Below are 23,597 nucleotides of genomic sequence, written 5' to 3'. Positions count from 1 at the left end.
TTTTTTTATTAAATCGTTCTGGAAGACCCCCAAATTATATCCTCTATTTATCTATTTTTTATAAGTTACCGCGGCGTTCCTGTTCACGTTCAATTGATTCAAAAAGTGCTTTAAAGTTTCCTTCACCAAATCCACGGGCTCCTTTTCGCTGAATAACTTCAATAAATAAGGTCGGCCGGTCCACGATTGGCTTTGTAAAAATCTGAAGTAAGTACCCCTCATCATCCCGATCTACTAAAATATTGAGTTCCCGAAGCTTTTCAATCTCTTCGTCTATTTTTCCAATTCGCTCGGCTAATGACTCATAGTAAGTGTCAGGAGTGTTAAGAAACTCTACCCCATTTTTTTTCAAAGTGGTTACAGTTGAAACAATATCTTCTGTTAAAATGGCCAAATGCTGAACTCCTGGACCATTGTAGAATTCAAGAAATTCTTGTATCTGAGATTTTCGTTTCCCCTCGGCTGGTTCATTTATAGGGAATTTTATTCGACCGCCATTATGCATGACTTTCGACATTAGAGCGGAGTATTCCGTGGTTATATCTTTATCAGAGAAATGCTTCATTTCTATAAAGCCCATGACCTTTGAATAATATTCCACCCATTCCTCCATCCGCTCGACATTGCCGACCACATGATCGATACCTATTAACCCTGCATCTTCAATTGGCACCGCAGCTGAAAACGGCTCATATCCAGGTAAAAATGCACCTTGATAATTTTTCCGTTCAATTAACGTATGGATGGTGTCTCCATATGTACCGAGAACGGCCTTTTTTACCACTCCAAAAGCATCCTTCATTTCATAAGGGGCTACATGGGCAATAGCACCCCTTTTTACCGCTTCCTCAAAAGCTTTACTTACATCTTCCACTAGAAGGGCAACATCCTTTACACCATCCCCATGACTTTTAATAAACTGTGCTACTTTACTCTCACCTGTATAAGAACCTGTCAACACAATCCGAATATTTCGTTGTTTTATACAATAGGAAGCGGTTTCACGATTCCCGGTCTCAAGGCCTGAATAGGCGACTGGCTGAAAACCAAAGGCTGTACAAAAGAAGTGGCAAGCCTGCTTAGCGTTTCCCGTATAGATTTCAATATAATCTACATCACGTACCGGAAAAAAATCATTTGCTAGCTGTTCTGCTTTTATTCTCTTATCCTTCATTACATGCACCCCCATCAATCTTAAATCAGCAATATTCTGAATTCATTTTAAACGATGGGTTTTTGTCCGCTCAAGAGCAGGGGGTAAAGCAATAACGCTTTTAGGCACTAAAGAATATTGCTCCGACAAATTCTAATTTCCCAGAAAAAAGAAAAAACACACCTTTAATTAGGTATGTTTTCACTGTTTAAATAATGTAAATAATATCGGTTTCTCAACATTGTCTAAAAATGTAAAAAAACTTTTTTCTCATGTTATGCCAGAATGGCTCGGTCATTCGCCATTTGTGAACCGCGGATTCGTTTAAATTCACTTAACAAGCCTTCAATTGTCAGCTCTTGCTTATTATCTTCATTTACTTCTAGTATGATTTGACCCTTATCCATCATTATAAGCCTATTTCCGAGATCAATTGCTTGCTGCATATTGTGGGTAACCATTAATGTTGTCAGATTATATTTAGCAACGATTTCCTTTGTCAGGTTTGTAATAAGCTCTGCACGTGACGGATCCAGTGCTGCAGTATGTTCATCAAGAAGAAGAATAGATGGCTCAGTGAAGGTGGCCATTAACAAGGAGAGCGCTTGCCTTTCCCCGCCTGACAGCAATCCTACTTTTGCACTAAGACGGTTTTCTAAACCTAGATGAAGAGATTCAAGTACTTCACGGAAAAAATCCCTTCTTTTCTTTGTTACGCCCTTTCGAAGTGATCTTGTCTTATTACGTGAATAGGCCATTGCAAGATTCTCTTCAATGGTCATACTTGGAGCCGTTCCAGCCATCGGATCCTGAAACACACGTCCAATCATTCTTGAGCGATTATACTCAGACATATTTGTAACATCTTTTCCGCCAATTAGGACCTCACCGACATCTGGGATTAATACCCCAGAAATGATGTTCATTAGCGTGGATTTTCCTGCACCATTACTCCCAATGATAGTTACAAAATCTCCTGGTTTTAGGGAAAGGTTGACATGATCAATCGCCACTTTCTCATCTGGGGTTCCTTCATTAAAAATTTTATGAATCTGATTTAAGTGCAGCATGATTGTCCCCCTTCACTTGCGCAGAAGTCTGAATTAGGCTTATTCTCTCAGCTTTCCTTCGAGCTTTACGTTTTTTCTCTTTTGAAGCATCAATGATCTTCGGTGCCGTTAACGCAATAATGACAATAATGGCCGTAATTAACTTCATATCACCAGGACTCATAAATTCAGCTCTTAGTGCTAATGTTACGACGATTCGATAAATAATGGATCCGCCAATAACAGCCAGGGTAGTTCTTGCCATTGTTTTAGTTCCAAAAAGTGCCTCACCAATAATTACTGAAGCTAAACCAATGACAATCATACCAATTCCCATTCCAACATCGGCAAATCCGCCTTGTTGCGCAATGAGTGCCCCAGAGAAGGCTACTAAGGCATTGGAAAGACCAAGTCCTAGAACAACCAGTACATTTGTATTTGCCGAAAAACTGCGAATCATTCTCTTATTGTCGCCAGTTGCCCTTATAGCAAGACCAATCTCAGTTTGTAAGAATTGATCGGTCAGGAACTTGATTACAAATGTCACAATGATCATAAAAATTAAAATTCCCCATGTTTCAGGAAGACTGTCACCGAGTCCAACCATCGTTAGAATTTTATTAAAAAATGAATCTATTCCCCATGTTTCAAATAAATCACCGATTTTCGTAAAGGCTGTATCCGCATTCAGTAAAGGTATATTAGAACGGCCCATAATCCGTAAATTAATTGAATATAAAGCAATCATCATTAAAATACCAGAAAGCAAGTTATTAATTTTCCCAAATGTATGGAGAAGACCTGTCATACATCCAGCAGCAAAACCGGCAAATAATGCCGTAATAGTAGCCACAAAAGGATTTACTCCATTGGCGATTAGTACCGCTGATATAGCGGCCCCTGTAACAAAACTTCCATCCACCGTTAAATCTGGAAAATCCAAAATACGAAAGGAAAGATAGACGCCCAGTGCCATAATCGCATAGATAATACCGGCTTCAAAAGATCCAAATATGGCTGTAAACATGTAGATCACCCTTTCTCTAAGTCTATAAGATTACATAAATAAATAATAAGGCCGACGCTTTATTCTTATGTAATAAATCAAGGAGTTAACCTCAAAAAGGTTACCTCCTTGAAAATACATTATATATTAATTATTTTCCGTCATAAAATTCGCCGAGTTTACTCCACTCTTCCTTAACAGTTAAACCTTGAGCTTCAGCTGCCTTCTTATTAATGACTAGTTTTAAGCTTTTTGGAAGCTCAACCGGGATTTCGGAAGGTTTTTTCTTGCCAGTTAAAATGTCTGCAGCCATTAATCCGGATTGATATCCAAGATCAAAATAACTGAAACCGCTTGCTGCTACAGCACCTTTTTTCATGGAATCAAGTTCTCCAACGAAAAGAGGAATTTTCTTATTGTTGGCTACTGCAATAACAGAATCAAGAGCGGTAACTACGGTATTGTCAGTAGGAATGTAAATCGCATCTACACGGCCAACTAAGGACTCAGCTGCTTGTTTAACCTCTGAAGTATTTGATACTGAAGCTTCAACCAGCTTAGCTCCTTTTTCTTCTACCAATTTTTTCACTTCTTTTACTTGAACCTCAGAATTTTGTTCACCTGAATTAAAAATCACACCAACATTCTTGGCTTTAACTTCCTCTGTAATAAAGTTAATGGTTTTCTTTGTTGCATCTGGATGATTATCAGTAGTACCTGTAATGTTTTTACCAGGTTTATCAAAAGATTTTACAAAACCTGCTCCGACTGGGTCCGTTACCGATGTAAAAACAATAGGTATATCCTTTGTAGCGTTTAAAGCAGCCGTAGCACTCGGTGTAGCATTGGCAAAAATCAAATCCACTTTATCTCCGACAAAATTATTCGCAATTGTTTGGGTATTATTCATATCAGCCTGAGCATTTTGCTCATCAAATTTTACCTTTAAACCTTTGTCCTTTAGTGCCTTCTTAAACCCTTCTGTTGCAGCATCTAATGATGGATGCGGTGCAAACTGTGATATACCGACATTAAATTCCTTTTCTGATCCTGCTTTTTCCGAATTACCAGATGATTCTTTACTACCGCATCCGGCTAGCAATAACATTCCTGCTAATGCGATTGAGACTGCCTTTACCTTTCTTTTCATGAACACCCTCCTAATTTTCTAACTATTATTTATATATTAAAAATTATTATTATTCTAATATCCTTTTTCAATAAAAGCAATAGAAAATTCAAAAATATTTTTTCGCTTTAAAGTGCCGAAACTTCTATGTATTAGGAAAGCTTGGTAAAACCGCTTTATGTTGTAGTTTTGTTTTTACTCTAAAAGAAAAATGCCCTCTACTAGTAGAGGGCATCCCATCCTGTATTATTATTTAAATGTCGCTATTTTGCTTACCAATTACGAGTATTTTCAAGAAGCTGGTCAATCTCCACTTTTTTTACTTTATTATTGTTTTTCTCAGATGTTAGATCTGAAGTGGCTTCTAGTAATTTGTCGATATCAATTAATTGGATTCCCATATCTAACCTCCATAGAACTGTTATTAGTCTAATTAATCTACTAAATTATTCGAGCCTTCTATGGGAAACATGGGGGTACCTTTAATAAAAATTTGTTAAGCAGTAATTTTTACATTTTTTTCACTATCACTATATTTAAAAAAGTATTTCATCATTGGCGGTGTAACAATAGTTGTCACAAGCACTACAATTACTAAAATAGCGAAAAGCTCTTGGCTTATTAAATTACTTTCTAAACCAATCGAAGCAATGATTAAGGCTACCTCGCCCCTTGAGACCATGGCCGCTCCTATGCCCAGTGAACTGCTCCATGAGAATTTCGCTGCTCTGGCACCTGCTGCAGCGCCAATTAGCTTTGTTAGGATTGCAATTATACTTAGTACAATTATGGTAACAAGATGTTGTGATAATCCTTCAAAGCTAGCTTTCACACCTATGGAAGTAAAAAATACAGGTACAAAAATCGAATAACCTATTGTTTCTACCTTTTTAAATACTTCATGTTTAAAGTTCGTTAAACTTATCGCTACGCCTGCTATATAGGCCCCTATGATAGCAGCAACCCCTGTTAATTCTGCCATATATGCGAATAGAAAGCAGATGATCAGTGCACCAGTAATAACCGATTCTGTTACCTTAAGCGGTGCAAACTTATTTAAAACCCAAGGTACAAGCTTCCAGGCAGCAAAAATTGCTCCTCCGAAAAACAGAACTTTTTTAAGAATGATCATACTTAAATTTACATCTCCGCCTGACATGCTCATTAAAAAGGCCAGCGCAATAATTACAACAACGTCATCGATTACGGCCGCGCCTAAGATAGCTGTTCCTTCTTTTGACTGCATTTTATTTAATTCTTTAAGGGCCTGAACAGAGATACTTACACTTGTTGCTGAGAGCAATAAGCCTAAAAAGGCCGCTTCAAATGAGGACATTTTCATGATGATACCAGCTAAAAATCCTATAAAAAAGGGAACAATAATTCCGCTGATTCCTACAAAGGTTGAGGCTTTTCCGGTGCGTTTAAATTCATCAACATCCGTTTCCAATCCCGCTATAAACATTAATAGAATCACACCAATCTGGCTCAGTTCTTCTAATGTTTTCGTTTCTGAAACAAGCCCTAATACCGCTGGACCTAAAAGGATTCCAACAAGAAGTTTTCCTAGAACCGAGGGCTGCCCTAATTTAGCACTAATATCACCTGCAATTTTAGTTGCCAGTAGAATAATAGCTAACTCAAAAATTAATTCCATCTAATCACCTTTCCTTTTTCAAAAAATTAAAAAGAGTCTGTCATTCATTGAACAGACTCTTTCCTTAGTTAAAAAAATCAAAAAAGAGCCTGTTAACCAATGGACATACGTATCCCTTGGTGACAGGCTCCTCCAATAACAATAATATTTAATTAATACTATTATAACAAACTTTATAGTTATTATCAACAGTAAGTGTTTATTGAAAAGATTTTCCTAATCCCATTTCCTTATTTTATCAATGATATTTACTTTCAGAAATGTAATAAATGTGGATTCGCCTTTTTGAGCTTTTTGTTTATGCCATTCATTAAAGCTTGCTATGGAAATAAGAATTAACCCGGCAATCAACAAATATGCCCACCAAGGCATGTTCCCCCAATAGGGTCTCGTTTGCAGGAAAGCATTTAACAACAATACACCAGCCCCCACAAAGAAGTACGATTTTATTTGAATAAACATGCCCACTATCATTGATAACAAGGAAAGTGAGCCTAAAATGATAGCATCATAGATCGTATGGCTTTCCATCGCATCCTGAATTAAAATCAGCGAGACCATCACTAATACAAGCCATTGGATTACCTTTACTACATTTGCATACTTCCCTTTTAAACATTGGCGGATGAAAATGACTAACAGGATAAAGGGTAACACATATACTTCTCTCTCCCATAAGGAAGGAATAGATATTTTGCCAAGGATAGCATAATAAGGTTGTAACAGATACCCGCCGGCTGCAATTGTAATGAATGCCGTATAATCTGCCAGTACTCTTTTTCTTTGGATCCAGAAAGAGAGGGCAATCAACGTACCAGGCAATGCATGACTCCAAAGCTGCAGATTTTCTAAGGAGTACATAAATGCAAAGTACAAAAAAGCTATCACTGTATATCCATCTATCTTTACTTTCCAAAACTTAGTTTTTAGTTCAAAAAGCTGATTGTATAGGTTTTGACCTATGAAAATTAATAGAATGCCTGCAATCGCAAAGACTAGAATTTTTTCATGCTCCGTCAAATCACTGCCATACGTGTATGCTACAGCCGCCAAGAACGAGCATACTAATGGGACAAGCGCAAAGATATCCCATTTCACTTTATGCAAATAAAACAACAGCAAAATAATATATAGGCAGGTAACAAGATATGTCACTATTCCGAATGGATAGGTCATAAGCATAGAGCCTATTCCCAGCGTGGAAAATGGGACAAAATAAAAAGTTGTTCGTCTTTTAAATTCCGGATTAGTGCCAAGGAAAAACGCCAGTATTAGCCCACTTGTGATGAGAAATTCATAATTTCCATCCATTTTAAGATTTAACCGATCCAGCCCAGTTGAAATAACAAAAAATAATGCTGTAAAACTTCCATAAAGGAAATACTTCATTTTCCATTCCCTAACAGCTAATTTTGTACTAACTATATATCCAGCCAGGGCCATTATAAAGCTAAAGACAGAATTTGCATGATATACAAACCAAGTAAAGATAAGAGCAAGTGGAAAGAAAATGTGCCCAACCCATGCAAAAGCAGCCTCAAGGTCTGTATTCCTTTTGCGCCAAAAGCCAGCGATGATAAGAAGAATTATTGCACTAACTGAGGTGACTAATGAATTTACCACTTCATTAAAGGTAAAACATTCCCTCATGGTATTAACTATGGAAAAATAGCAAAGGAGTGTCGTTACGCTGATTAAATAAGGGATCCAATTGGTCCTAATCTTCCTATAAAAATACGAATACATCCATATCCCCGCAGCCATAACAACTGGTTGAACCCAAAGGTGATTAATAGGACTAATCATTGCATGGAAAATGGCGATTGTATAAAGTGCCTGGGATATAAACAATGAACTTCTTGTAAAGTCATTTTTATTTATCTTTTGCCAAAGAATACTTGAAAATAATACGATTACCGCTCCCCCAGCGAAATTAACAGAATACCCATATTCATTATAATAATTTGCAAATTTTCCATTTATTTCTTCACCAAAAGCTACTGCGGATAATCCAAGGGAGGCAGGCAATAACCAGAATCCTGCTTTCTTCAGTATAACTCTTGTTTGATATTGATATAGTAAATAGGCTGCAACTGTTAAAAGCAATAGCATCACACCTAATTCCCACCAATAGAGAAAAACAATCGAAATGGCCATGGCTATTGCCATAATAGACAATCCTATTTCAACCGCAGCATTTCGAATAATTTTGACATGTTCAGATATTTGAACTACTCCAAATACAAAAAACAAAACAAACCCTGTTAAACAAATTTTAAGTGCAAAATTGATTGCTTCAAAAGGACTAGCTACTAATGAAATTCCTTCATAAATCCCCGAGGACAAAAAAAGTGAACTTACGTAAGGAAAGATAAATCGAGAATTTTGGTTGGAAAGATAAATAAAGTTCGCTGCCATTATTAAATAGGCAAGCATCAAGACAATTGCCGGCTGCCCATTACGAATTAATACCCCTTCCAAACTAATATAGATAAAGGCTAAACCTGAAATAACGGCACTTGTATATTGGAATACTTTTTCTAACGAGAACCTCCCTTTTATTGCTTTAGGAACAAGGATTAAACCAAATGCAACAAACGCGTAGACAATTCCCCCCGCATAATCAAGGATGCTATTCTCAACAAGCTGGTATATTCCATAAACTAACATGATTGTAAAGACAAAGTGATATTCCTTCCTGCCAGTGACATACATCATTGATAAATAAACCACAGCAGTTAACAGGACGTTAAAACTGTACAAAACCTCATTATCAAATAGGAAAAGCATAAACAATGTAGATAAAATTAAATTCACTTGGACAAATGGTACAAATTCTTGCGTGAATAATGGTAATAAATCTCGATTTTTTATCCGTCGATATACAAGGATGAGGACAGCGTTAAACAATACTATTCCTAAATAAAAGAAATCGACCTTTAAATAAAGTCCTGCTAGTAAAAATGAAATCCCTATAGACAATGAAACAAACGAGAACCAAACAAATAATCTTGAAGCTAAATGTTTAGCAAATAGTATATACACTATGAGGGGAAGGAAGCTGCCAAGCATCCCTAGTAAATATCTTCCCTGGCCATTAACTGATAAATACGAACCTAAGAGTCCAAACCATCCTAATGACAGGATGAAAATAGGCAAAAATAAACTCCCTAACACGGTAAACGCAAAAGCCGTTTTATCAATATGAAGCACTTTCTTTGTTAAGTAAGCAATTCCGTAAAATAATATTGATACAATAGCGATTGAGCCGCTCTTCATTATACTTGTCATGGATTCCCAATTACTTGTTGCCACAAATAAACCACCGATTAATAGAAATATTACCCCGATATTTAGCGACCAAGTAATGTTTCTTTCTCGAACCTCTTCTGGTGTATGTATCTTTTTTTCTTTGATTGGTTTTGATAGAGAAGCAGGTATTTGATTGGAAAGTGCAGGCATATTTTGCACGAGTGCCTCATCTTCTTTAAGTAAATCAAGTTGGTATTGGTGATGTGCTTTCGCAACTGTCTCGACTATCGGATGCGAAAGGTATCCTTCATCTCTTAACTTGAATAACTCAGACCTAAAGATTCTTCTTCTCTCTTCCCTTAAATTGGTCTCCATGTAAACTCCCCTCATTTCTTTTGAATAAGGTATTTCATGTAATTTTTGTTATTTTTTATAGGATTACCCCTTTAGTGTAATTTTACACCATTTTAAACAAATTTCAATACTTTCTATTTTTAAATATATTCGCATTTACGTTTGGGGAAAATATCTGTATGATTAGAGAAGATTTGTTAAACACAGAAGGAGTAATATATGCTGACATTTAATGAAAAACTAGCGATTATTGAATCTTTTCCGGAATTAGAAAGAAAAGATGTTTCTTTAAAGCGTGTAAATTTCCAGTTTCCAAACAGTATTTCTGATAAGAAAAATATCGTTTATCATCTTCACCCAAATGGTAATGGTTTTGTCTATGCTGGTCATATAAATGACTATGAAACAGATGAAAAAGGAATGGTTAATATCCGTGATTTTTCAGCCGAGCAGCTTCGTAAGCTTTTAACGGAATCCATTTCTGGATTATCTCCTATAGAACGAACAACAAATGAGGAAGCTATTACAGGAGATTTAGAAGAGGAGCGCTGGGGAGACGCTGATGGCAATATTCTCATATTGCTTAATGAAAATGACGCATGGAATATTTACTTTGGCTTAAACCTTGACGCAAGCTTCGATACGTACGATGAAGCAATTGACTTCCTAAAGGAAGAAGGCTTTAAACGAGTTTAAGCGAAAGGCTGTGCTAATATAAGCACAGCCTTTTATAATTATTGGATTTCTTCGTCAATCCATCTATCTAAACGTTTGATGCTTTCTTTTGCCCGTTCATATTCAATCGTACGATAATGATGCATTCCACCCTCTTCTTCATCCTTTTCATCCGCCCATTTTACCACTTGCTGTAAGGGTGTCCTTACAATATCATTTGATGGTAAAAAAGAGTCAGTGTGAAAAAGAATGGCAAGTGCAATGGTCTTGGCTTTAATTGGGTTTTCTCCTAGACGAATTAAGAGCTTGTGTGCCCGCTCCGCCCCTTTAATGGCATGAATATCATTTTGTTTATAAAGATCATAATCCCATTTTCCGTTTTTATACCAAGTATAGTGGCCCATGTCATGAAGAAGCCCTGCTTTCGCAGCAATATCAACATCCAGCTGATGTTCTTTACTCAAATGAAAAGCGTGGTATGCAACCGCAATCGCATGGGCAAGTCCTGAACGATTTAAATATTTTTGGGCAATGCGATGTTCAAATATATCCAATAAAGTCACGTCTCTCATGCGATTTCACTCCTGCCTTTTTCTGAATGTATTTCACTTATTATATGCTAACCTGTCCAAAATGGCTATTGCTTTCTATCAGTGTTAACAAAAAAGAGAAGGACCAGGTCCCTCTCTTTGTTAATTATTTTCAGTTGAAGTTTTTGAAGTCGTTGTAGTGGTTGTTTTTGCAGCTTTTCCTTTTGGCCCTAAATACTCATAGTCATTCGGATTTATTGGGGTATACCCCTCAGGCTTATAGAATCTTAATAAATCTTTATAAACCACTTCATCGGACATTTGTAATTCCGTTTTTACCTTTTCATCAATGCTCTTACATGGTGTGTTATCTTCTAAAATTTCCGTTGTTTCATAAGAGTAGCATTTTTCACCGATTTGAATACCGGTTGATGAAACAAAGTCACCATTTCGGAACAATGCCCAATTACGATGATCCTTAGAAAGTAAATCCGATCCAAACTCCATATAATCTTTTGTATCAATACCTAATAAATGAAGTACAGTTGGACGAACATCTACTTCTCCTCCAACTTGATGCTGAACTCCACCTTTTACTCCAGGTACGTGAATAAATAAAGGTACACGTTGTAATTTAGCGTTGATTGCAGGAGTAATTTCATTTACACCCAATACTTTTGCCATCGCTTCATTATGGTTTTCAGAAATTCCATAATGGTCTCCATACATTACGATGACTGTATTATCGTACAATCCACTGGCTTTTAAATCATTAAAGAACTGTTCAAACGCTTGGTCCATATAATGAGCAGATTGGAAATACTGGTTCACAACCGTATCCCCATAGTCACCAGCTGGGAAATCAGTATCTTCTGGGTCCATTTCAAACGGGAAGTGATTTGATAATGATATGAACTTTGTATAGAACGGCTGCTTTAAACTTTGCAGCATAGGCATAGATTCTTTAAAGAATGGTTTGTCTTTCATTCCATAGTTTTTAGTATTTTCATCTGTCATGTTATAGTATTCTGCGTCAAAGAATTGATCGTATCCAAATGCTTTATAAATTACGTTTCTGTTCCAGAAAGTTTTATAATTCCCGTGGAAAACAGCTGAACTATATCCTTGACCTTTCAGAATAGCCGGCATGGCTTGGTAGGTATTTTGTGCTTTATTTACAAAAACAGCCCCTTGTGCCATTGGATATAATGAGTTTTCCATTAAGAACTCAGCATCTGAGGTCTTCCCTTGACCAGTTTGATGATAAAAATTATCAAAGTAGAAAGTGTTTCCATCATGTGCCAATGAATTAAGGAATGGTGTAACCTCTTGTCCGTTTGGCAGCTTATAATCAATCATAAAGTTTTGGAAGGACTCCATCGAGATATAAAGCACGTTCATTCCTTTTGCCTTCCCAAAGTAAACCGGATTTGGTGCGGCATAATTTGCTTTCCGATAGTTTTCAACATCTGTAATATCACTGCTGTCAGCTAATGCACGCTGACTAGAAGATTTAATGTTTTGGATGACATCGTAAATTGTAAAGTTATAAGCACCAAGATATTTAACTAAGTAATTACGGTCAAAAGAACGTGTTAATAATTGTGGACGGTCTTTTTCCGCTAAACCTAGATTAAAAAGAAACGTGGTGATTGCAAATAATAGAACAATTTTGTATGATTTTCTATTCGTTACCGTCACTTTTTTGAAAACCGTTAATGCTAAAACAATTAAAATCAGCGTATCAAGAAAATAAAAGATATCCAATGGGGAAATTAAAGATAATGCGCTGTCCCCCAGTTGTCCAGCATTCGTTTTTGTCTGCATTAATACCGGTACAGTAATAAAGTCATTAAAGAAACGATAATACGCAATATTTGCATACAACAAGAATGATAAAACGAAATTAATAATAATCATGACAAGTTTTGTGCGTTTTTTAAAGAGCAGAGCCAACCCTAGAAAGAATAGCGCTGAACTTAAAGGGTTTATCAATAATAAAAATTTCTGCAAATTATTATCAATACCTAAATTGAATTCAATTTGATAGGCCGCATATGTTTTGATCCAGAATAATAAAACGGCAATTACAAAGAATGAAATATGGCTATTATTTATTGTTTTAGGTAGTCTAATTTTGGACATAACATAATTCTCCTCTCACTTACCAATAAGCTCCGGTAAACGAACCTCAATTACTATAACACACTTTCTAAAAAAATTAAAACATAAAATATGCCATTTTATGTATTCTTGCAAACAACCCCAAAGTCATTATCTTTTGTTTTTTTGCATAAATTGACAAGCTCTTTACCTATTTGCAGAATGTTTTTCTCCTTTATAGTATGACAGTTGTTTGTTGGACATGACTATTTCATTTCTCAAATATATATGACGATAACCAAGGTGTTTTGGTTTCACAATTACGGATATTTCTTTTTTCATTAATGTCTAGCCATATGCGTTCTGAGTTATGTCAGTTTATTTCACCTATCATAAACCCGAACTAACAAGGTAATCAATAAGAATATAGACTTATCTTTTACGGATTGGATTCCGAATAATTATATAATTATTGGAAAGCATAAGCATAATGGAAGTTATAAACTTCTCCAAACTGACAAAACTTTTCATAGTGAACGAATCGAACTGATAAGGACGTGATTTTATGCCTAGAAAGAGGCCGGAGTTTACAAAAAGTCCGTACTTTGTTGACGAACCAGGAAATTGGCATTTAAAAGCGGGTGCGCCGAAAGAAATGCAAGTGGAACTTGAGAATTACCTCCGCAGCATGGAGGATTTACATGAAGATGGAACAATTAACGGGAACCAGATTGATATATATTCAACTCACTAATATATATATATATAGAAGAAAACGGTTACAATAAAGACGTACAACCTTACAATTATCTTATACAGGAGTGAAAATAAAGATGAATCTAAACCGTGTAAAGCAAATTCTATCCTCTTCTGCTGATATCGAAGTCAAATATAATGGTGCTTCTGTTTGGATTGATCAATTAAACGAAGACGGAAGAACTGCCACCGTTCATTTACGCGGACCGCTTGAAGAACGGAGCACTGTAGAAATTCATGAACTAGTTGAAGAATAATTCAAAAGCCATCTTTTCAAAGAAAAGATGGCTTTTCCATTTTAACAAATAAAAATTATTTCCTGCTTTAAACCATATCTTCGTTTTCTTTTTCAATCTCACTTGGCTGGGGCTGTTGCTGTTGAACCATACTTCCAAGTACTTCCCTATTATATTTACCAGCGTCTTTACCAGCTCCCGGTGCAATATTAGCCATAGGCAGCTGTTCCAATTCTTTACCTCTTGGCACCTTCCTCACTCCTTTTCCTATAAATAGGTACCCATAGTGATAATATATAACCATTAACCATAGGTATTCTTAGAGTATGTCGAATGCCGAGGAATTATTGGTTATTTTGATGATCAATAATGCTTTCCTTTGCCAAAAGTTCAATTGTCATATCGTCCATTGGAGGATTATGCAAACCAGCTCTTACATCACGATAATACCGCTGCAATGGATTTTGGATAGATAAACTTTTTGCCCCTACTATTCTCATAGCCAAGTCTACAATCGAAATGGCAGCATTAGTAACCGTTAACTTTACAGCACCTAAAGCCGGAATCATCTTTTCCCTTTCTTGTTCCTGGGAACTATCCCATTGTTTTGCAACAGAATATAATAATGCCTCTGATTGCATGATTTTCAATTCCATTTCACCCATTTTTTGCCTTACATTTGGTAAATCAATAATCGCCCCATTAATACTATTTGGAGAATATTCTTTTGCAAATTGAATGGCATACTTTTGTGCGGCTTTTGCAATTCCAAGATAACAGGCCGGTATGTGAAGAAGCCAGCCATTTGCTTTTCTACCGCTTAGATTTGGCTTTTCAACAAGATATTCAAAGGGAACCATCACATCTTCTAAAATTAAATCATGGCTTCCCGTTCCTCTTAAAGCAATACTATCCCAAGTTTCTTCAATACTGACACCCTTTGTTTCTCTTGGGATTAAAAAGTTAGCTATTTCATTTGAATCCTGTATAGCTGCATTAACAATAAAGTAATCCAATACTGGGGCCATCGTTGTAAAAGTTTTTCTTCCAGAAATAACCCAGCCTTCGCCTTGTTTTATTGCATCGGTTTCCGGACGGCCACCACGTGTTGGGCTGCCTGTTTTAGGTTCAGTCTGTGCGCTGTTTACCAAAGCACCATTGTTTACTTCTTCACACAAAAACTTATATAGAGGTTCATTCCAACTATTTTTTTCATGAAGATTCATGATAATCCCCATATGCCATCCAATCGATAGCGCAGTAGCCCCGTCACCCTCCGCGATTCTCTCTTGAAGACGAACAAGTTCAAATAAGGAAATCTCCTTACCCCCATATTTAGCTGGGATCGTCAAAGTGGTATAACCTGTATTTTTCAGATCGTCGATATTTTTAAAAGGGAACGTCCCTTCCATATCCACATTATGTGCTCTTAATAAGAAACCTTTTGAAAGGGACTTCATCAGGTCCAAACGCCCTTCAATCGTATCAATTTGTGTAAAGTTCATCCTATTCACTCCTAATTATCCGTATAGTTGATTCCTAAATTTTAACACAACATTACCATAAATTCTGAACAATTAGATTTTCGGGTTATTACATATATAAAAAGATCCCTGTTGGTTTAAACAGGAATCTCCTGAATTGTCTATCCAATCATGATCTTACCTTTAGGATAACGAAACGGGTCAGGGTTTCTCCTCATGGTTACCGCAAAAGCAATGGTTAATGGTCCCACCCTTCCGGCAAACATGGTGAAAATAATTAATATCTTGCCAATTGGTGATAGTTCAGGCGTTAACCCCATTGATAGTCCCACAGTTGCAAAAGCAGAGGTAACCTCAAAAAGTATTGTTAAAAAATCATGACCATGTTCGGATATGGTTAAAACAAGAGTCATGATCAGGACAAGAAATAATCCACTAAATGTTACTGTCAGTGCTTTATAAATGGTTTCATATTCGATACGCTGACGATAAAAAATAACATCTTCTTTCCCGCGGATTTGCGACCAAACTGCACCTAGTAATGTGGTAAAGGTAGTCGTTTTAATACCGCCCCCCGTGGAGCCAGGTGACGCACCAATAAACATGAGCAGAATAATTAACAATGAGCTGGATTGAGTTAAATCTCCAATATTTAGCGTATTCGCTCCGGCGGTTCTAGCAGTGACAGATTGAAAAAGCGACCCTAGTATTTTACCTGAGAGAGATAATGGCTTTAATGTCAGATCGTTTGAATACTCAAATAAAAAAATCCCGATTGTTCCGACTATTACCAGTATTGCGCTTGTTAAGAGTACAATTTTAGTATGCAGTGAAACGCGCTTAATTTTTCGATACTCAAAAAGTTCATTCATTACAATAAAGCCAATTCCACCTAAAATAATTAATCCACAGACCGTTAATGTAACGATAGGATCATCCACATAATCAGTTAAACTATGGAATTCCCCCATTAAATCAAATCCGGCATTGTTAAAATTAGAAATGGAATGAAAAATACCAAAGTAAATCGCCTTTTTTAACGGCATGTCAAAGGAAAATCGAATGGATAATATCAATGCACCAATAAATTCGATTACACACGTAAAAATTAAAATCCTTCTCGCTAACCTGACAATTCCTTCCATCGAAAGATTATTTAAGGATTCTTGAAGTAATATTCTCTCTTTTAACGATATTTTTTTTCCTAATAAGAATGCAAAAAATGTTGCAAATGTCATAAATCCAAGTCCTCCAACTTGAATCATCGATAATATGACAACCTGACCCAAAAATGTAAATGTTGTACCTGTATCTACAACTACAAGACCTGTTACACAAGTTGCTGAAGTAGCTGTGAAGATTGCATTTAAAAAGTTTAACCCTTGCCCATTGGTGGTAGCAACAGGAAGAGTTAACAAACATGCACCTATTAAAATAATCGAAGCAAATCCCAAAACAAGGATTTTAGGAGGATCAAAAAACGCTTTTTTTGGATTCATATTATCCTTTCCAATCTTATGGTTATTTTTGTAAAATACACTTTTTTAAAATGAATTGGTAAACTACATATTACAGGAAAAATATACAACTACGTTTAAAATATGTAAATATATTTCTTCAGTAGTGTCGAACCTCACTGTATTCTTCATTATTCTGGCTTATAATACTTTAGGGAATCCGATAGATTCCAGCTTTTAAATTTATCAAGATCCTTAAGGAATACTACGAGGAACGGCCTTACAGGGGGATGAACATGAAAATAGGAACAAAACAACTATTCATTCAAACAAGTAGTCTTGTAGCAGGGTTTATGGTTTGGGTAATTATTTCTTCACTTATGCCATTTATTAAGGAAGATATTCATTTAACTTCAACTGAAATTGCATGGGCAACTGCTGTTCCAGTCATACTTGGTTCCACCCTTCGGGTTCCAATAGGTTATTGGACCAATAAATATGGAGCCAGAATTTTATTTTGCCTGAGCTTTCTCATTCTTCTTATACCCATAGTTATCATTAGTTACTCAAACTCATTATGGATGATCATTTTGGGCGGTCTAATGCTGGGATTAGGCGGTGCGGTTTTTTCAGTGGGTGTTACTTCTTTACCAAAATATTACGTAAAAACAAAACATGGATTGATTAACGGGATTTATGGAGCTGGAAATATCGGCACAGCGATTACCTCTTTTATGGCACCTTTCCTTGCTACCACTTTTGGATGGAGAAATACTGTAAAATTCTTTTTTATCTTGGTACTTCTATTTTCAATACTTAATTTTATATTTGGTGATAAGCAAGAACGAAAAATCACCCATTCCTTATCTGTGCAAATTAAAGGGGTATATAAAAATCCAAAGCTATGGGTATTAAGCTTGTTTTACTTTGTAACATTCGGTGCTTTTGTTGCTTTTACTATCTATTTGCCATCCTTTTTAGTAACCCATTTTGAATTAGATAAAATGGATGCTGGAATTCGAACAGCTGGTTTTATCGCTCTAGCTACCTTCTTTCGGCCAGTGGGTGGCTGGCTTAGCGATAAGATTAATCCATTATTAATCCTTATGGTAGTTTTCTTCAGCTTAACTTTTGCAGGTTTTCTATTATCATTTACACCATCCTTACCTATTTACTCATTTGGATGTTTACTTGTAGCCTTTTTTGCAGGAATTGGTAATGGGGCAATCTTTAAATTAGTACCCCTTTATTTCTCTAAGCAAGCTGGAATTGTCAATGGAATTGTTTCAGCAATTGGTGGTTTAGGAGGATTTTTTCCTCCTTTAATCCTAACGATCTTCTATAATTGGACTGGACACTATGCGATCGGTTTTATGTCTCTTTCTGAGTTTTCATTAGCAAGCCTCGTAATTGTAATTTGGTTATTTTATCAAGATAAACTCGAACTTTCACAAAAAATAGTTTATCACTCCATTGATGGTATATGTATTACTGATGCAAATGGGATCATTCAAAATGTTAATCCTGCCTTTTCTAGAATCACTGGTTATAAATTAGAGGACGTAGTTGGAAAAACACCAAGTGTCCTTCAATCCGGTGAACATAACAATGATTACTATAGAAGCATGTGGGAAAGTTTATTGACGAAAGGGTATTGGGAGGGCATTATTTGGAATAAGCGTAAAAATAACGAAATTTACAAAGAGTGGCTTACTATTACCGCCATTAAAGATGATGCCGGTTCTATTAAGAACTATGTAGCTATGTTTTACGAACCCAAGGATCGGTTATAAGAAAATAATGAAACTATTAGAAATCCTCAAACCTGAGGATTTTTTTGTTTTGCCGTAAATTTTACAACTTTTTGTCTAACTGTCCGTGTTCACATTTCCTTCACTACTTTTGTGACGTTCGTCACAAAATTGAGGTTTGCATGTAGTTTATAGTAATTACACAAGCAGCACAATGCGATCAAATTAAATAAAATTAAAATTTAGGGGGAAATACAAATGGCCCGAATTAATTATTGGAATCCGGAAGATGAAAAGTTCTGGAAAGCCGAAGGAAAAAAACACGCTCGTAGAAATTTATGGATCTCCGTACCGTCACTTATGCTAGCCTTTATTGTTTGGCAAATTTGGTCGGTTGTAGCAGTAAGACTTAACGATGTAGGTTTTCATTTTACAGAGGAACAATTATTAACACTAGCCGCTATCCCAGGACTTGTCGGTGCCACACTTCGATTCATTTATACATTTGCAGTAGGATTTTTTGGTGGTAAGAACTGGACCGTTATCTCTACTGCCATTCTTGCCATCCCTGCAATTGGAATTGGTTTCGCTGTACAAAATCCTGACACACCATATTCCGTCATGTTATTACTCGCTGCACTTTGTGGCCTTGGCGGAGGAAACTTCTCATCTTCATCTGCTAATATTAGCTTTTTCTTTCCTAAAAAAGAAAAAGGTACTGCTCTTGGAATTAATGGCGGTTTAGGCAATATGGGAGTTTCAGTCGTTCAATTTGTTACTCCATTGATTATTACTTCAGGAACTTTTGCTTTAGTCGGAGGAAAACAAGTTTTAGCAAATGGTCAGTCACTTTGGTTACAAAATGCTGCTTTTATTTGGGTAATCCCTATTGCCATTATGACTATTCTAGCGATTTTTAAGATGGATAACGTTCCAGGTGCAAAACAATCTTTTGCCGATCAATTTGTTATTGTAAAACGTAAGCATACTTGGATTATGACTGCTCTATATGTAGCTACCTTTGGTTCATTTATTGGATACTCTGCGGCCTTCCCGCTTCTTTTGAAATCACAATTCCCTGAACATCTTTCACTTGCCTTCCTTGGCGCATTAGTTGCAGCAGCAGCTAGACCTGTAGGTGGATGGATGGCAGATAAGCTTGGCGGAGCAAAAGTGACTGCCTTTGTATTAGTAATAATGGGTATTGGCGCAGCAGGTGTCATTTTCTTCTTAAATGGAAAACAATTTAATGGATTTTTGTTCTCTTTCTTAATACTTTTCCTAGCATCAGGTATTGGATCAGGCTCAACATTCCAAATGATTCCAAATATCTTTATTCCAAAAGAAGCAGCACCTGTTATCGGGTTCTCAGCTGCATTCGCAGCCTATGGATCATTCTTTATTCCAAAACTTTTCGGATGGTCTATTAATGCAACAGGAACTTACGTTACTGCATTCTACTTCTTTATTGGTTTCTATGTCATCGCATTTGCCCTAAACTGGTTCTTCTATCAAAGAAAATCAACTGTTGTAAAACCAGTAGTAAAACAAGCGAGTTAATTAAGAAAAGCGCAAGGCACCCGCCAATTGGCTTGTGACCTCGAGCCGATGGTGCCTGGAGATTGACAATTCTCGAAGTCGATATTTATACTTTCTTATCTTAAAACAAAAAAACCTGCCTTCAAATAGGCAGGTTTTTTAATCTATTATTTTAACTGTAATATGCTTTTTACCCCATTTTAGTGCCTCGTGCTCTGTAGGTATAAATACATCGATCCTGTTTCCTTTGATGGCGCCGCCAGTATCTGCGGCAGTAGCCACTCCGTAACCTTCTACGTAAACTTTACTTCCAAGTGGAATAACTTTTGGGTCAACGGCAATGACTTTAGCATCAGGATTGGCTTTTAAATCCACACCCGTTGCTGTTGTGCCTGAACATCCTTCACATGAAGCTGTATAGGCTGTTGCTTTAACCGTAATTTCTTTTGAGTTATTTTCCTCACTGCTTTCTGCCTTTACCGGTTGTGAAACTGGAGCTGGTGCAGCAGGTTTGCTTACTGAAACTGGTTTAACAGGCTCTGCAGCCGGTACTGGTTCCGGGGTAATTGTCTTATTCGCTTCAGTTGAGGTTACAATTGATTTTGCAACAGGCTTTTCAAGATTATTTCCTTTATCTGTCTCTTCCTCTTTAAGACGATCTGCCTCAACATTTTTAACACTATCGACTACTTCGTCATAAATGATTAAATTTAATCCTGGATGTATAAGATCTGTATTTAATTGATTCCAATCTTTTATTTGGTTTACTTGTACTTGATATTTTAAAGCAATATCTCCTAGTGTATCATCCTGCTGAACTGTATATTGTTTTTCCGTTGCAATAGTTAATACATCTCCCGGATGAATCAGGTCAGTAGAAAGATGATTCCAATTTTGGATATTTTCTACAGATGTATTATGTACTTGCGATAAATCCCAAAGAGTATCCCCTTTTTGAACAGTAATTTCTTCCGCATGTACAGTAGCGCCTACAGTCCCTGAGAGTGCTGCAACTGCTAGGAATGCTTTTATTTGTTTTATCATTTCTATTCCTCCCATGTTCTTTCGCTGCTAACTGTTCTCATCATAACATGTTTTTTTCCTAGAAAAAGAACAGGGGGATGTTAATTCCTTTACAAGAATGGCAATTATATTACAATAGTATTTCTAGATAACAGAATTTTCAAAATAATAGTTTATACAAAAAATAGTGCAGTACATTATACCTGCACTATTTTTATTATAGTATTTTAAGACCCCTTAGAAATCGCAACTGCACAAGCTTTGTATTCGGCAGTACCTGAGATGGGGTCATATTCATTTAATGTTAATACATTAGTTGGAGTTTCACTCCAATGGAAGCTCATAAATACAAGACCTGGGACCACTTGTTCCGTAATTTTGGCCTTCACCTGCAGCTCTCCCCTGCGAGAACGTACCAGAACCACCTCACCGTCTTCTATTCCAAGCACCCTGGCATCTTCAGGATGGATATCAACTGTCTCCTCTTTTTGTTTTACTTTCACTCCTGCTGCATAATAGCGTGTCTGTGAATGGGTATTATAGGACTCATAACGCCGGCCTGTTGTTAAAGTAAACGGATAATCCCTGTCTGGGAGTTCTAGTGGCTCTGTAAAGTCAACTGGAACAAATGAAGACTTTTTCACATCCGGAACCTGCATGTGAAACCGTTCATGTAAAATGAATGTACCTGGATGATTCTTATCTGGACATGGATAGTGGATGCTATACGCTTCTTCAAGACGTTCGTAGGAAATTCCACCATACATCTCCCACGCAAGCTTTCTAACCTCATTCCAAATTTCTTCACTGCTTTCATAATGCATTGGATAACCCATTTCAGTTGCGAGTTCGCACAGTATTTCCCAGTCTTCTTTTGTATTCGGGTGTGGATCAACTGCTTTACGGACACGCTGTATTCGTCTATCTGTATTGGTATACGTTCCATTCACCTCTCCCCAAGAGCGGGCAGGTAATACAACATCTGCCATTTGAGCCGATTCTGTTAAGAAGATGTCCTGAACAATTAATAAATCCAGTTTCTCCAATAATGATTTCGTATGATTCATGTGAACATCTGCTAGAAGTGGATTTTCCCCTATAATATATAGTGCCTTTAGCTCACCCATTTCCAAGTTGTCAAAAGTACGGGTTTGCGTATCACCCGGGTGTGGATTTAACTCGATTCCCCAAGCATGTTCATAGCGTTCACGAAATTCATCATTAGCTAAACTCATCGAACCTGCTAATTGATTAGGAAGGCCTCCCATATCACCGGCACCTTGAACATTGTTCTGTCCTCTTAACGGCATAATCCCTGTACCGGGCTTTCCAATATTTCCTGTTAATAGTGCTAAATTGGCAATATCAAAAACGTTATTTACACCGCAATGATGTTCAGTAATACCAAGCGTATAGGCTATCATTGAACCATTAGATGCTGCATACTCCCTGGCAGTTGTTACGATATCTTCAGACGAAAGGCCCGTAATCATAGCCGCATACTCCGGAGTATATGGCTCTACCTGACTAACTAACCGATCAAAATCAATGGTAAATTTCTTAATAAACTCGGAATTGTAAAGACCTTCTTTTATGATAACTCGAATCATCGCATTTATAAGAGCGATATCCGTACCTATTTTAATCTGTAAGTGTCGGTGTGCTGATTTAACCATATCAATTTTTCTTGGATCTATGACAATGATTTTTAATCCTGCCTTTGCGGCCTTCTTTATTCGATTAGCAATGATAGGATGCGCTTCAGTGGTGTTAGAACCCATTAAAAGTAATACTTCAGCTCTATCAAAGTCTTCAAGTGTATTTGTAGGGGAACCGCTTCCAAAAATAGTTGCCAGACCGGCAACACTAGGTGCGTGTCACGTTCGGTTACATCCATCAATATTATTACTATTTAAAACTGCTCGCATAAATTTTTGTGTAACATAGTTCGATTCATTAGTACTTCGCGCACACGCAAACATACTTATGGCATTTGAACCCCAGGTAGTCTTAATCTCCGATAACTTTTCAGCAATATATTGATAGGCCTCCTGCCAAGTTGCTTCAACAAGCTGTCCCGATTTACGTATCAGTGGTGAATTTAATCGGCTTTTGGCATGAACATATTCATACGCAAATGCTCCTTTTACGCATGTTTGTCCTTTATTGACTGGCGCTTCTTTGTCTCCACGTATTTTCATGATTTTGTTATCTGCCACTTCTAAGACAAGACCGCAGCCAGTACCACAATAACCACAAATTGTTTTAACAAATTTCGTATCTGCCACCTAACTCCCTCCCCATAGAAAAATTAACCTATATTACCATCATAGTCGATTTCCAACATTTGTAGTTTCAAAATTATTAAACTTTTATGAAGGAAAATTAAGGAATTAGAAAAGCGCAAGCGCCTTGATCAGCCCCGACAAGCATAAGACGAGCC

19 protein-coding genes are annotated in these 23,597 nt (G+C 36.7%); 5 read left to right on the top strand and 14 right to left on the bottom strand.

Annotation, left to right across the window (positions count from 1 at the left end; all coding sequences use genetic code 11):
- Positions 1 to 58: 58 nt before the first annotated feature.
- From hppD to CVD27_RS18020, 7 genes are all read right to left on the bottom strand, one after another.
- Positions 59 to 1,174 carry a 4-hydroxyphenylpyruvate dioxygenase gene (gene hppD / locus CVD27_RS18045; RefSeq protein WP_101649296.1) on the bottom strand — a complete coding sequence of 372 codons (1,116 nt, stop codon included), beginning with the start codon at positions 1,172 to 1,174 and terminating at the stop codon, positions 59 to 61.
- A gap of 254 nt (positions 1,175 to 1,428) precedes the next feature.
- Positions 1,429 to 2,223 carry an ABC transporter ATP-binding protein gene (locus tag CVD27_RS18040; protein WP_101649295.1) on the bottom strand — a complete coding sequence of 265 codons (795 nt, stop codon included), beginning with the start codon at positions 2,221 to 2,223 and terminating at the stop codon, positions 1,429 to 1,431.
- Complete coding sequence (locus CVD27_RS18035) at positions 2,198 to 3,229, bottom strand: ABC transporter permease (protein WP_101649294.1); 1,032 nt, start codon at positions 3,227 to 3,229, stop codon at positions 2,198 to 2,200. The genes CVD27_RS18040 and CVD27_RS18035 overlap by 26 nt, the downstream gene beginning before the upstream one ends.
- A gap of 130 nt (positions 3,230 to 3,359) precedes the next feature.
- Positions 3,360 to 4,358, bottom strand: coding sequence for an ABC transporter substrate-binding protein (locus CVD27_RS18030; protein WP_101649293.1), 999 nt, complete (start codon positions 4,356 to 4,358; stop codon positions 3,360 to 3,362).
- A 251-nt stretch (positions 4,359 to 4,609) separates the two neighbouring features.
- Positions 4,610 to 4,738: a hypothetical protein gene (locus CVD27_RS28825; protein WP_257984416.1), complete on the bottom strand. Its 129-nt coding sequence runs from the start codon at positions 4,736 to 4,738 to the stop codon at positions 4,610 to 4,612.
- 95 nt (positions 4,739 to 4,833) lie between these two features.
- Positions 4,834 to 5,994: a cation:proton antiporter gene (locus tag CVD27_RS18025; RefSeq protein WP_101649292.1), complete on the bottom strand. Its 1,161-nt coding sequence runs from the start codon at positions 5,992 to 5,994 to the stop codon at positions 4,834 to 4,836.
- 216 nt (positions 5,995 to 6,210) lie between these two features.
- Positions 6,211 to 9,621, bottom strand: coding sequence for a hypothetical protein (locus tag CVD27_RS18020; RefSeq protein WP_101649291.1), 3,411 nt, complete (start codon positions 9,619 to 9,621; stop codon positions 6,211 to 6,213).
- Positions 9,622 to 9,819: 198 nt separating this feature from the next.
- On the opposite strand from CVD27_RS18020, the gene CVD27_RS18015 reads away from it, so the two are divergent.
- A complete protein-coding gene (locus CVD27_RS18015) occupies positions 9,820 to 10,296 on the top strand; it encodes a hypothetical protein (protein WP_101649290.1) in 477 nt (158 codons plus the stop codon).
- A 38-nt stretch (positions 10,297 to 10,334) separates the two neighbouring features.
- Here the strand turns inward: CVD27_RS18015 and CVD27_RS18010 are convergent, their stop codons facing one another.
- Both CVD27_RS18010 and CVD27_RS18005 read right to left on the bottom strand, forming a co-directional pair.
- Positions 10,335 to 10,847: an HD domain-containing protein gene (locus CVD27_RS18010; RefSeq protein ID WP_101649289.1), complete on the bottom strand. Its 513-nt coding sequence runs from the start codon at positions 10,845 to 10,847 to the stop codon at positions 10,335 to 10,337.
- A 120-nt stretch (positions 10,848 to 10,967) separates the two neighbouring features.
- The gene (locus tag CVD27_RS18005) at positions 10,968 to 12,950 is read right to left on the bottom strand and encodes an LTA synthase family protein (RefSeq protein WP_101649288.1); all 1,983 of its coding nucleotides are present in this window, start codon (positions 12,948 to 12,950) and stop codon (positions 10,968 to 10,970) included.
- A gap of 523 nt (positions 12,951 to 13,473) precedes the next feature.
- On the opposite strand from CVD27_RS18005, the gene CVD27_RS18000 reads away from it, so the two are divergent.
- Both CVD27_RS18000 and CVD27_RS17995 read left to right on the top strand, forming a co-directional pair.
- Positions 13,474 to 13,662 carry a hypothetical protein gene (locus CVD27_RS18000; RefSeq protein ID WP_101649287.1) on the top strand — a complete coding sequence of 63 codons (189 nt, stop codon included), beginning with the start codon at positions 13,474 to 13,476 and terminating at the stop codon, positions 13,660 to 13,662.
- 79 nt (positions 13,663 to 13,741) lie between these two features.
- Positions 13,742 to 13,921, top strand: a complete 180-nt coding sequence (locus CVD27_RS17995; protein WP_101649286.1) for an H-type small acid-soluble spore protein — start codon at positions 13,742 to 13,744, stop codon at positions 13,919 to 13,921.
- A gap of 67 nt (positions 13,922 to 13,988) precedes the next feature.
- Here the strand turns inward: CVD27_RS17995 and CVD27_RS28240 are convergent, their stop codons facing one another.
- From CVD27_RS28240 to CVD27_RS17985, 3 genes are all read right to left on the bottom strand, one after another.
- Entirely contained in the window at positions 13,989 to 14,150 is a 162-nt protein-coding gene (locus CVD27_RS28240; protein WP_180960340.1) for a hypothetical protein, read from the bottom strand.
- Positions 14,151 to 14,244: 94 nt separating this feature from the next.
- Positions 14,245 to 15,405, bottom strand: coding sequence for an acyl-CoA dehydrogenase family protein (locus tag CVD27_RS17990; RefSeq protein ID WP_101649285.1), 1,161 nt, complete (start codon positions 15,403 to 15,405; stop codon positions 14,245 to 14,247).
- 140 nt (positions 15,406 to 15,545) lie between these two features.
- Positions 15,546 to 16,883 (bottom strand): TrkH family potassium uptake protein, encoded by a 1,338-nt coding sequence (locus CVD27_RS17985; protein WP_101649284.1) that lies wholly within the window; start codon positions 16,881 to 16,883, stop codon positions 15,546 to 15,548.
- A gap of 254 nt (positions 16,884 to 17,137) precedes the next feature.
- Here CVD27_RS17985 and CVD27_RS17980 point away from each other — a divergent pair, with 254 nt between their 5' ends.
- On the top strand, positions 17,138 to 18,634 hold the full coding sequence (locus CVD27_RS17980; RefSeq protein WP_101649283.1) for a nitrate/nitrite transporter: 1,497 nt from the start codon (positions 17,138 to 17,140) through the stop codon (positions 18,632 to 18,634).
- A 216-nt stretch (positions 18,635 to 18,850) separates the two neighbouring features.
- Entirely contained in the window at positions 18,851 to 20,152 is a 1,302-nt protein-coding gene (locus tag CVD27_RS17975) for a NarK family nitrate/nitrite MFS transporter (RefSeq protein WP_101649282.1), read from the top strand.
- 138 nt (positions 20,153 to 20,290) lie between these two features.
- Here the strand turns inward: CVD27_RS17975 and CVD27_RS17970 are convergent, their stop codons facing one another.
- Both CVD27_RS17970 and fdhF read right to left on the bottom strand, forming a co-directional pair.
- Positions 20,291 to 21,175, bottom strand: coding sequence for a 3D domain-containing protein (locus tag CVD27_RS17970; protein WP_101649281.1), 885 nt, complete (start codon positions 21,173 to 21,175; stop codon positions 20,291 to 20,293).
- Positions 21,176 to 21,381: 206 nt separating this feature from the next.
- Positions 21,382 to 23,442, bottom strand: a complete 2,061-nt coding sequence (gene fdhF, locus CVD27_RS28815; RefSeq protein ID WP_374703084.1) for a formate dehydrogenase subunit alpha — start codon at positions 23,440 to 23,442, stop codon at positions 21,382 to 21,384.
- Between the last annotated feature and the right edge of the window lie 155 nt (positions 23,443 to 23,597).

Origin of the sequence: Neobacillus cucumis (genome assembly GCF_002860255.1) — a bacterium.
Classification (GTDB): domain Bacteria; phylum Bacillota; class Bacilli; order Bacillales; family Cytobacillaceae; genus Neobacillus; species Neobacillus cucumis_A.
This window is presented reverse-complemented; position numbering and strand designations above follow the sequence as displayed.

Bases quoted from the DNA above. Each gene is read 5' to 3' on its own strand.
- CVD27_RS18000 (WP_101649287.1), top strand. From the start codon at position 13,474: ATGCCTAGAAAGAGGCCGGAGTTTACAAAAAGTCCGTACTTTGTTGAC.
- CVD27_RS17970 (WP_101649281.1), bottom strand. From the start codon at position 21,175: ATGATAAAACAAATAAAAGCATTCCTAGCAGTTGCAGCACTCTCAGGG.
- CVD27_RS18030 (WP_101649293.1), bottom strand. From the start codon at position 4,358: ATGAAAAGAAAGGTAAAGGCAGTCTCAATCGCATTAGCAGGAATGTTA.
- CVD27_RS18010 (WP_101649289.1), bottom strand. From the start codon at position 10,847: ATGAGAGACGTGACTTTATTGGATATATTTGAACATCGCATTGCCCAA.
- CVD27_RS17985 (WP_101649284.1), bottom strand. From the start codon at position 16,883: ATGAATCCAAAAAAAGCGTTTTTTGATCCTCCTAAAATCCTTGTTTTG.
- CVD27_RS18020 (WP_101649291.1), bottom strand. From the start codon at position 9,621: ATGGAGACCAATTTAAGGGAAGAGAGAAGAAGAATCTTTAGGTCTGAG.
- CVD27_RS18035 (WP_101649294.1), bottom strand. From the start codon at position 3,229: ATGTTTACAGCCATATTTGGATCTTTTGAAGCCGGTATTATCTATGCG.
- CVD27_RS28825 (WP_257984416.1), bottom strand. From the start codon at position 4,738: ATGGGAATCCAATTAATTGATATCGACAAATTACTAGAAGCCACTTCA.
- hppD (WP_101649296.1), bottom strand. From the start codon at position 1,174: ATGAAGGATAAGAGAATAAAAGCAGAACAGCTAGCAAATGATTTTTTT.
- CVD27_RS17990 (WP_101649285.1), bottom strand. From the start codon at position 15,405: ATGAACTTTACACAAATTGATACGATTGAAGGGCGTTTGGACCTGATG.
- CVD27_RS18040 (WP_101649295.1), bottom strand. From the start codon at position 2,223: ATGCTGCACTTAAATCAGATTCATAAAATTTTTAATGAAGGAACCCCA.
- CVD27_RS18005 (WP_101649288.1), bottom strand. From the start codon at position 12,950: ATGTCCAAAATTAGACTACCTAAAACAATAAATAATAGCCATATTTCA.
- CVD27_RS17980 (WP_101649283.1), top strand. From the start codon at position 17,138: ATGAAAATAGGAACAAAACAACTATTCATTCAAACAAGTAGTCTTGTA.
- CVD27_RS18015 (WP_101649290.1), top strand. From the start codon at position 9,820: ATGCTGACATTTAATGAAAAACTAGCGATTATTGAATCTTTTCCGGAA.
- CVD27_RS17975 (WP_101649282.1), top strand. From the start codon at position 18,851: ATGGCCCGAATTAATTATTGGAATCCGGAAGATGAAAAGTTCTGGAAA.
- CVD27_RS18025 (WP_101649292.1), bottom strand. From the start codon at position 5,994: ATGGAATTAATTTTTGAGTTAGCTATTATTCTACTGGCAACTAAAATT.
- CVD27_RS17995 (WP_101649286.1), top strand. From the start codon at position 13,742: ATGAATCTAAACCGTGTAAAGCAAATTCTATCCTCTTCTGCTGATATC.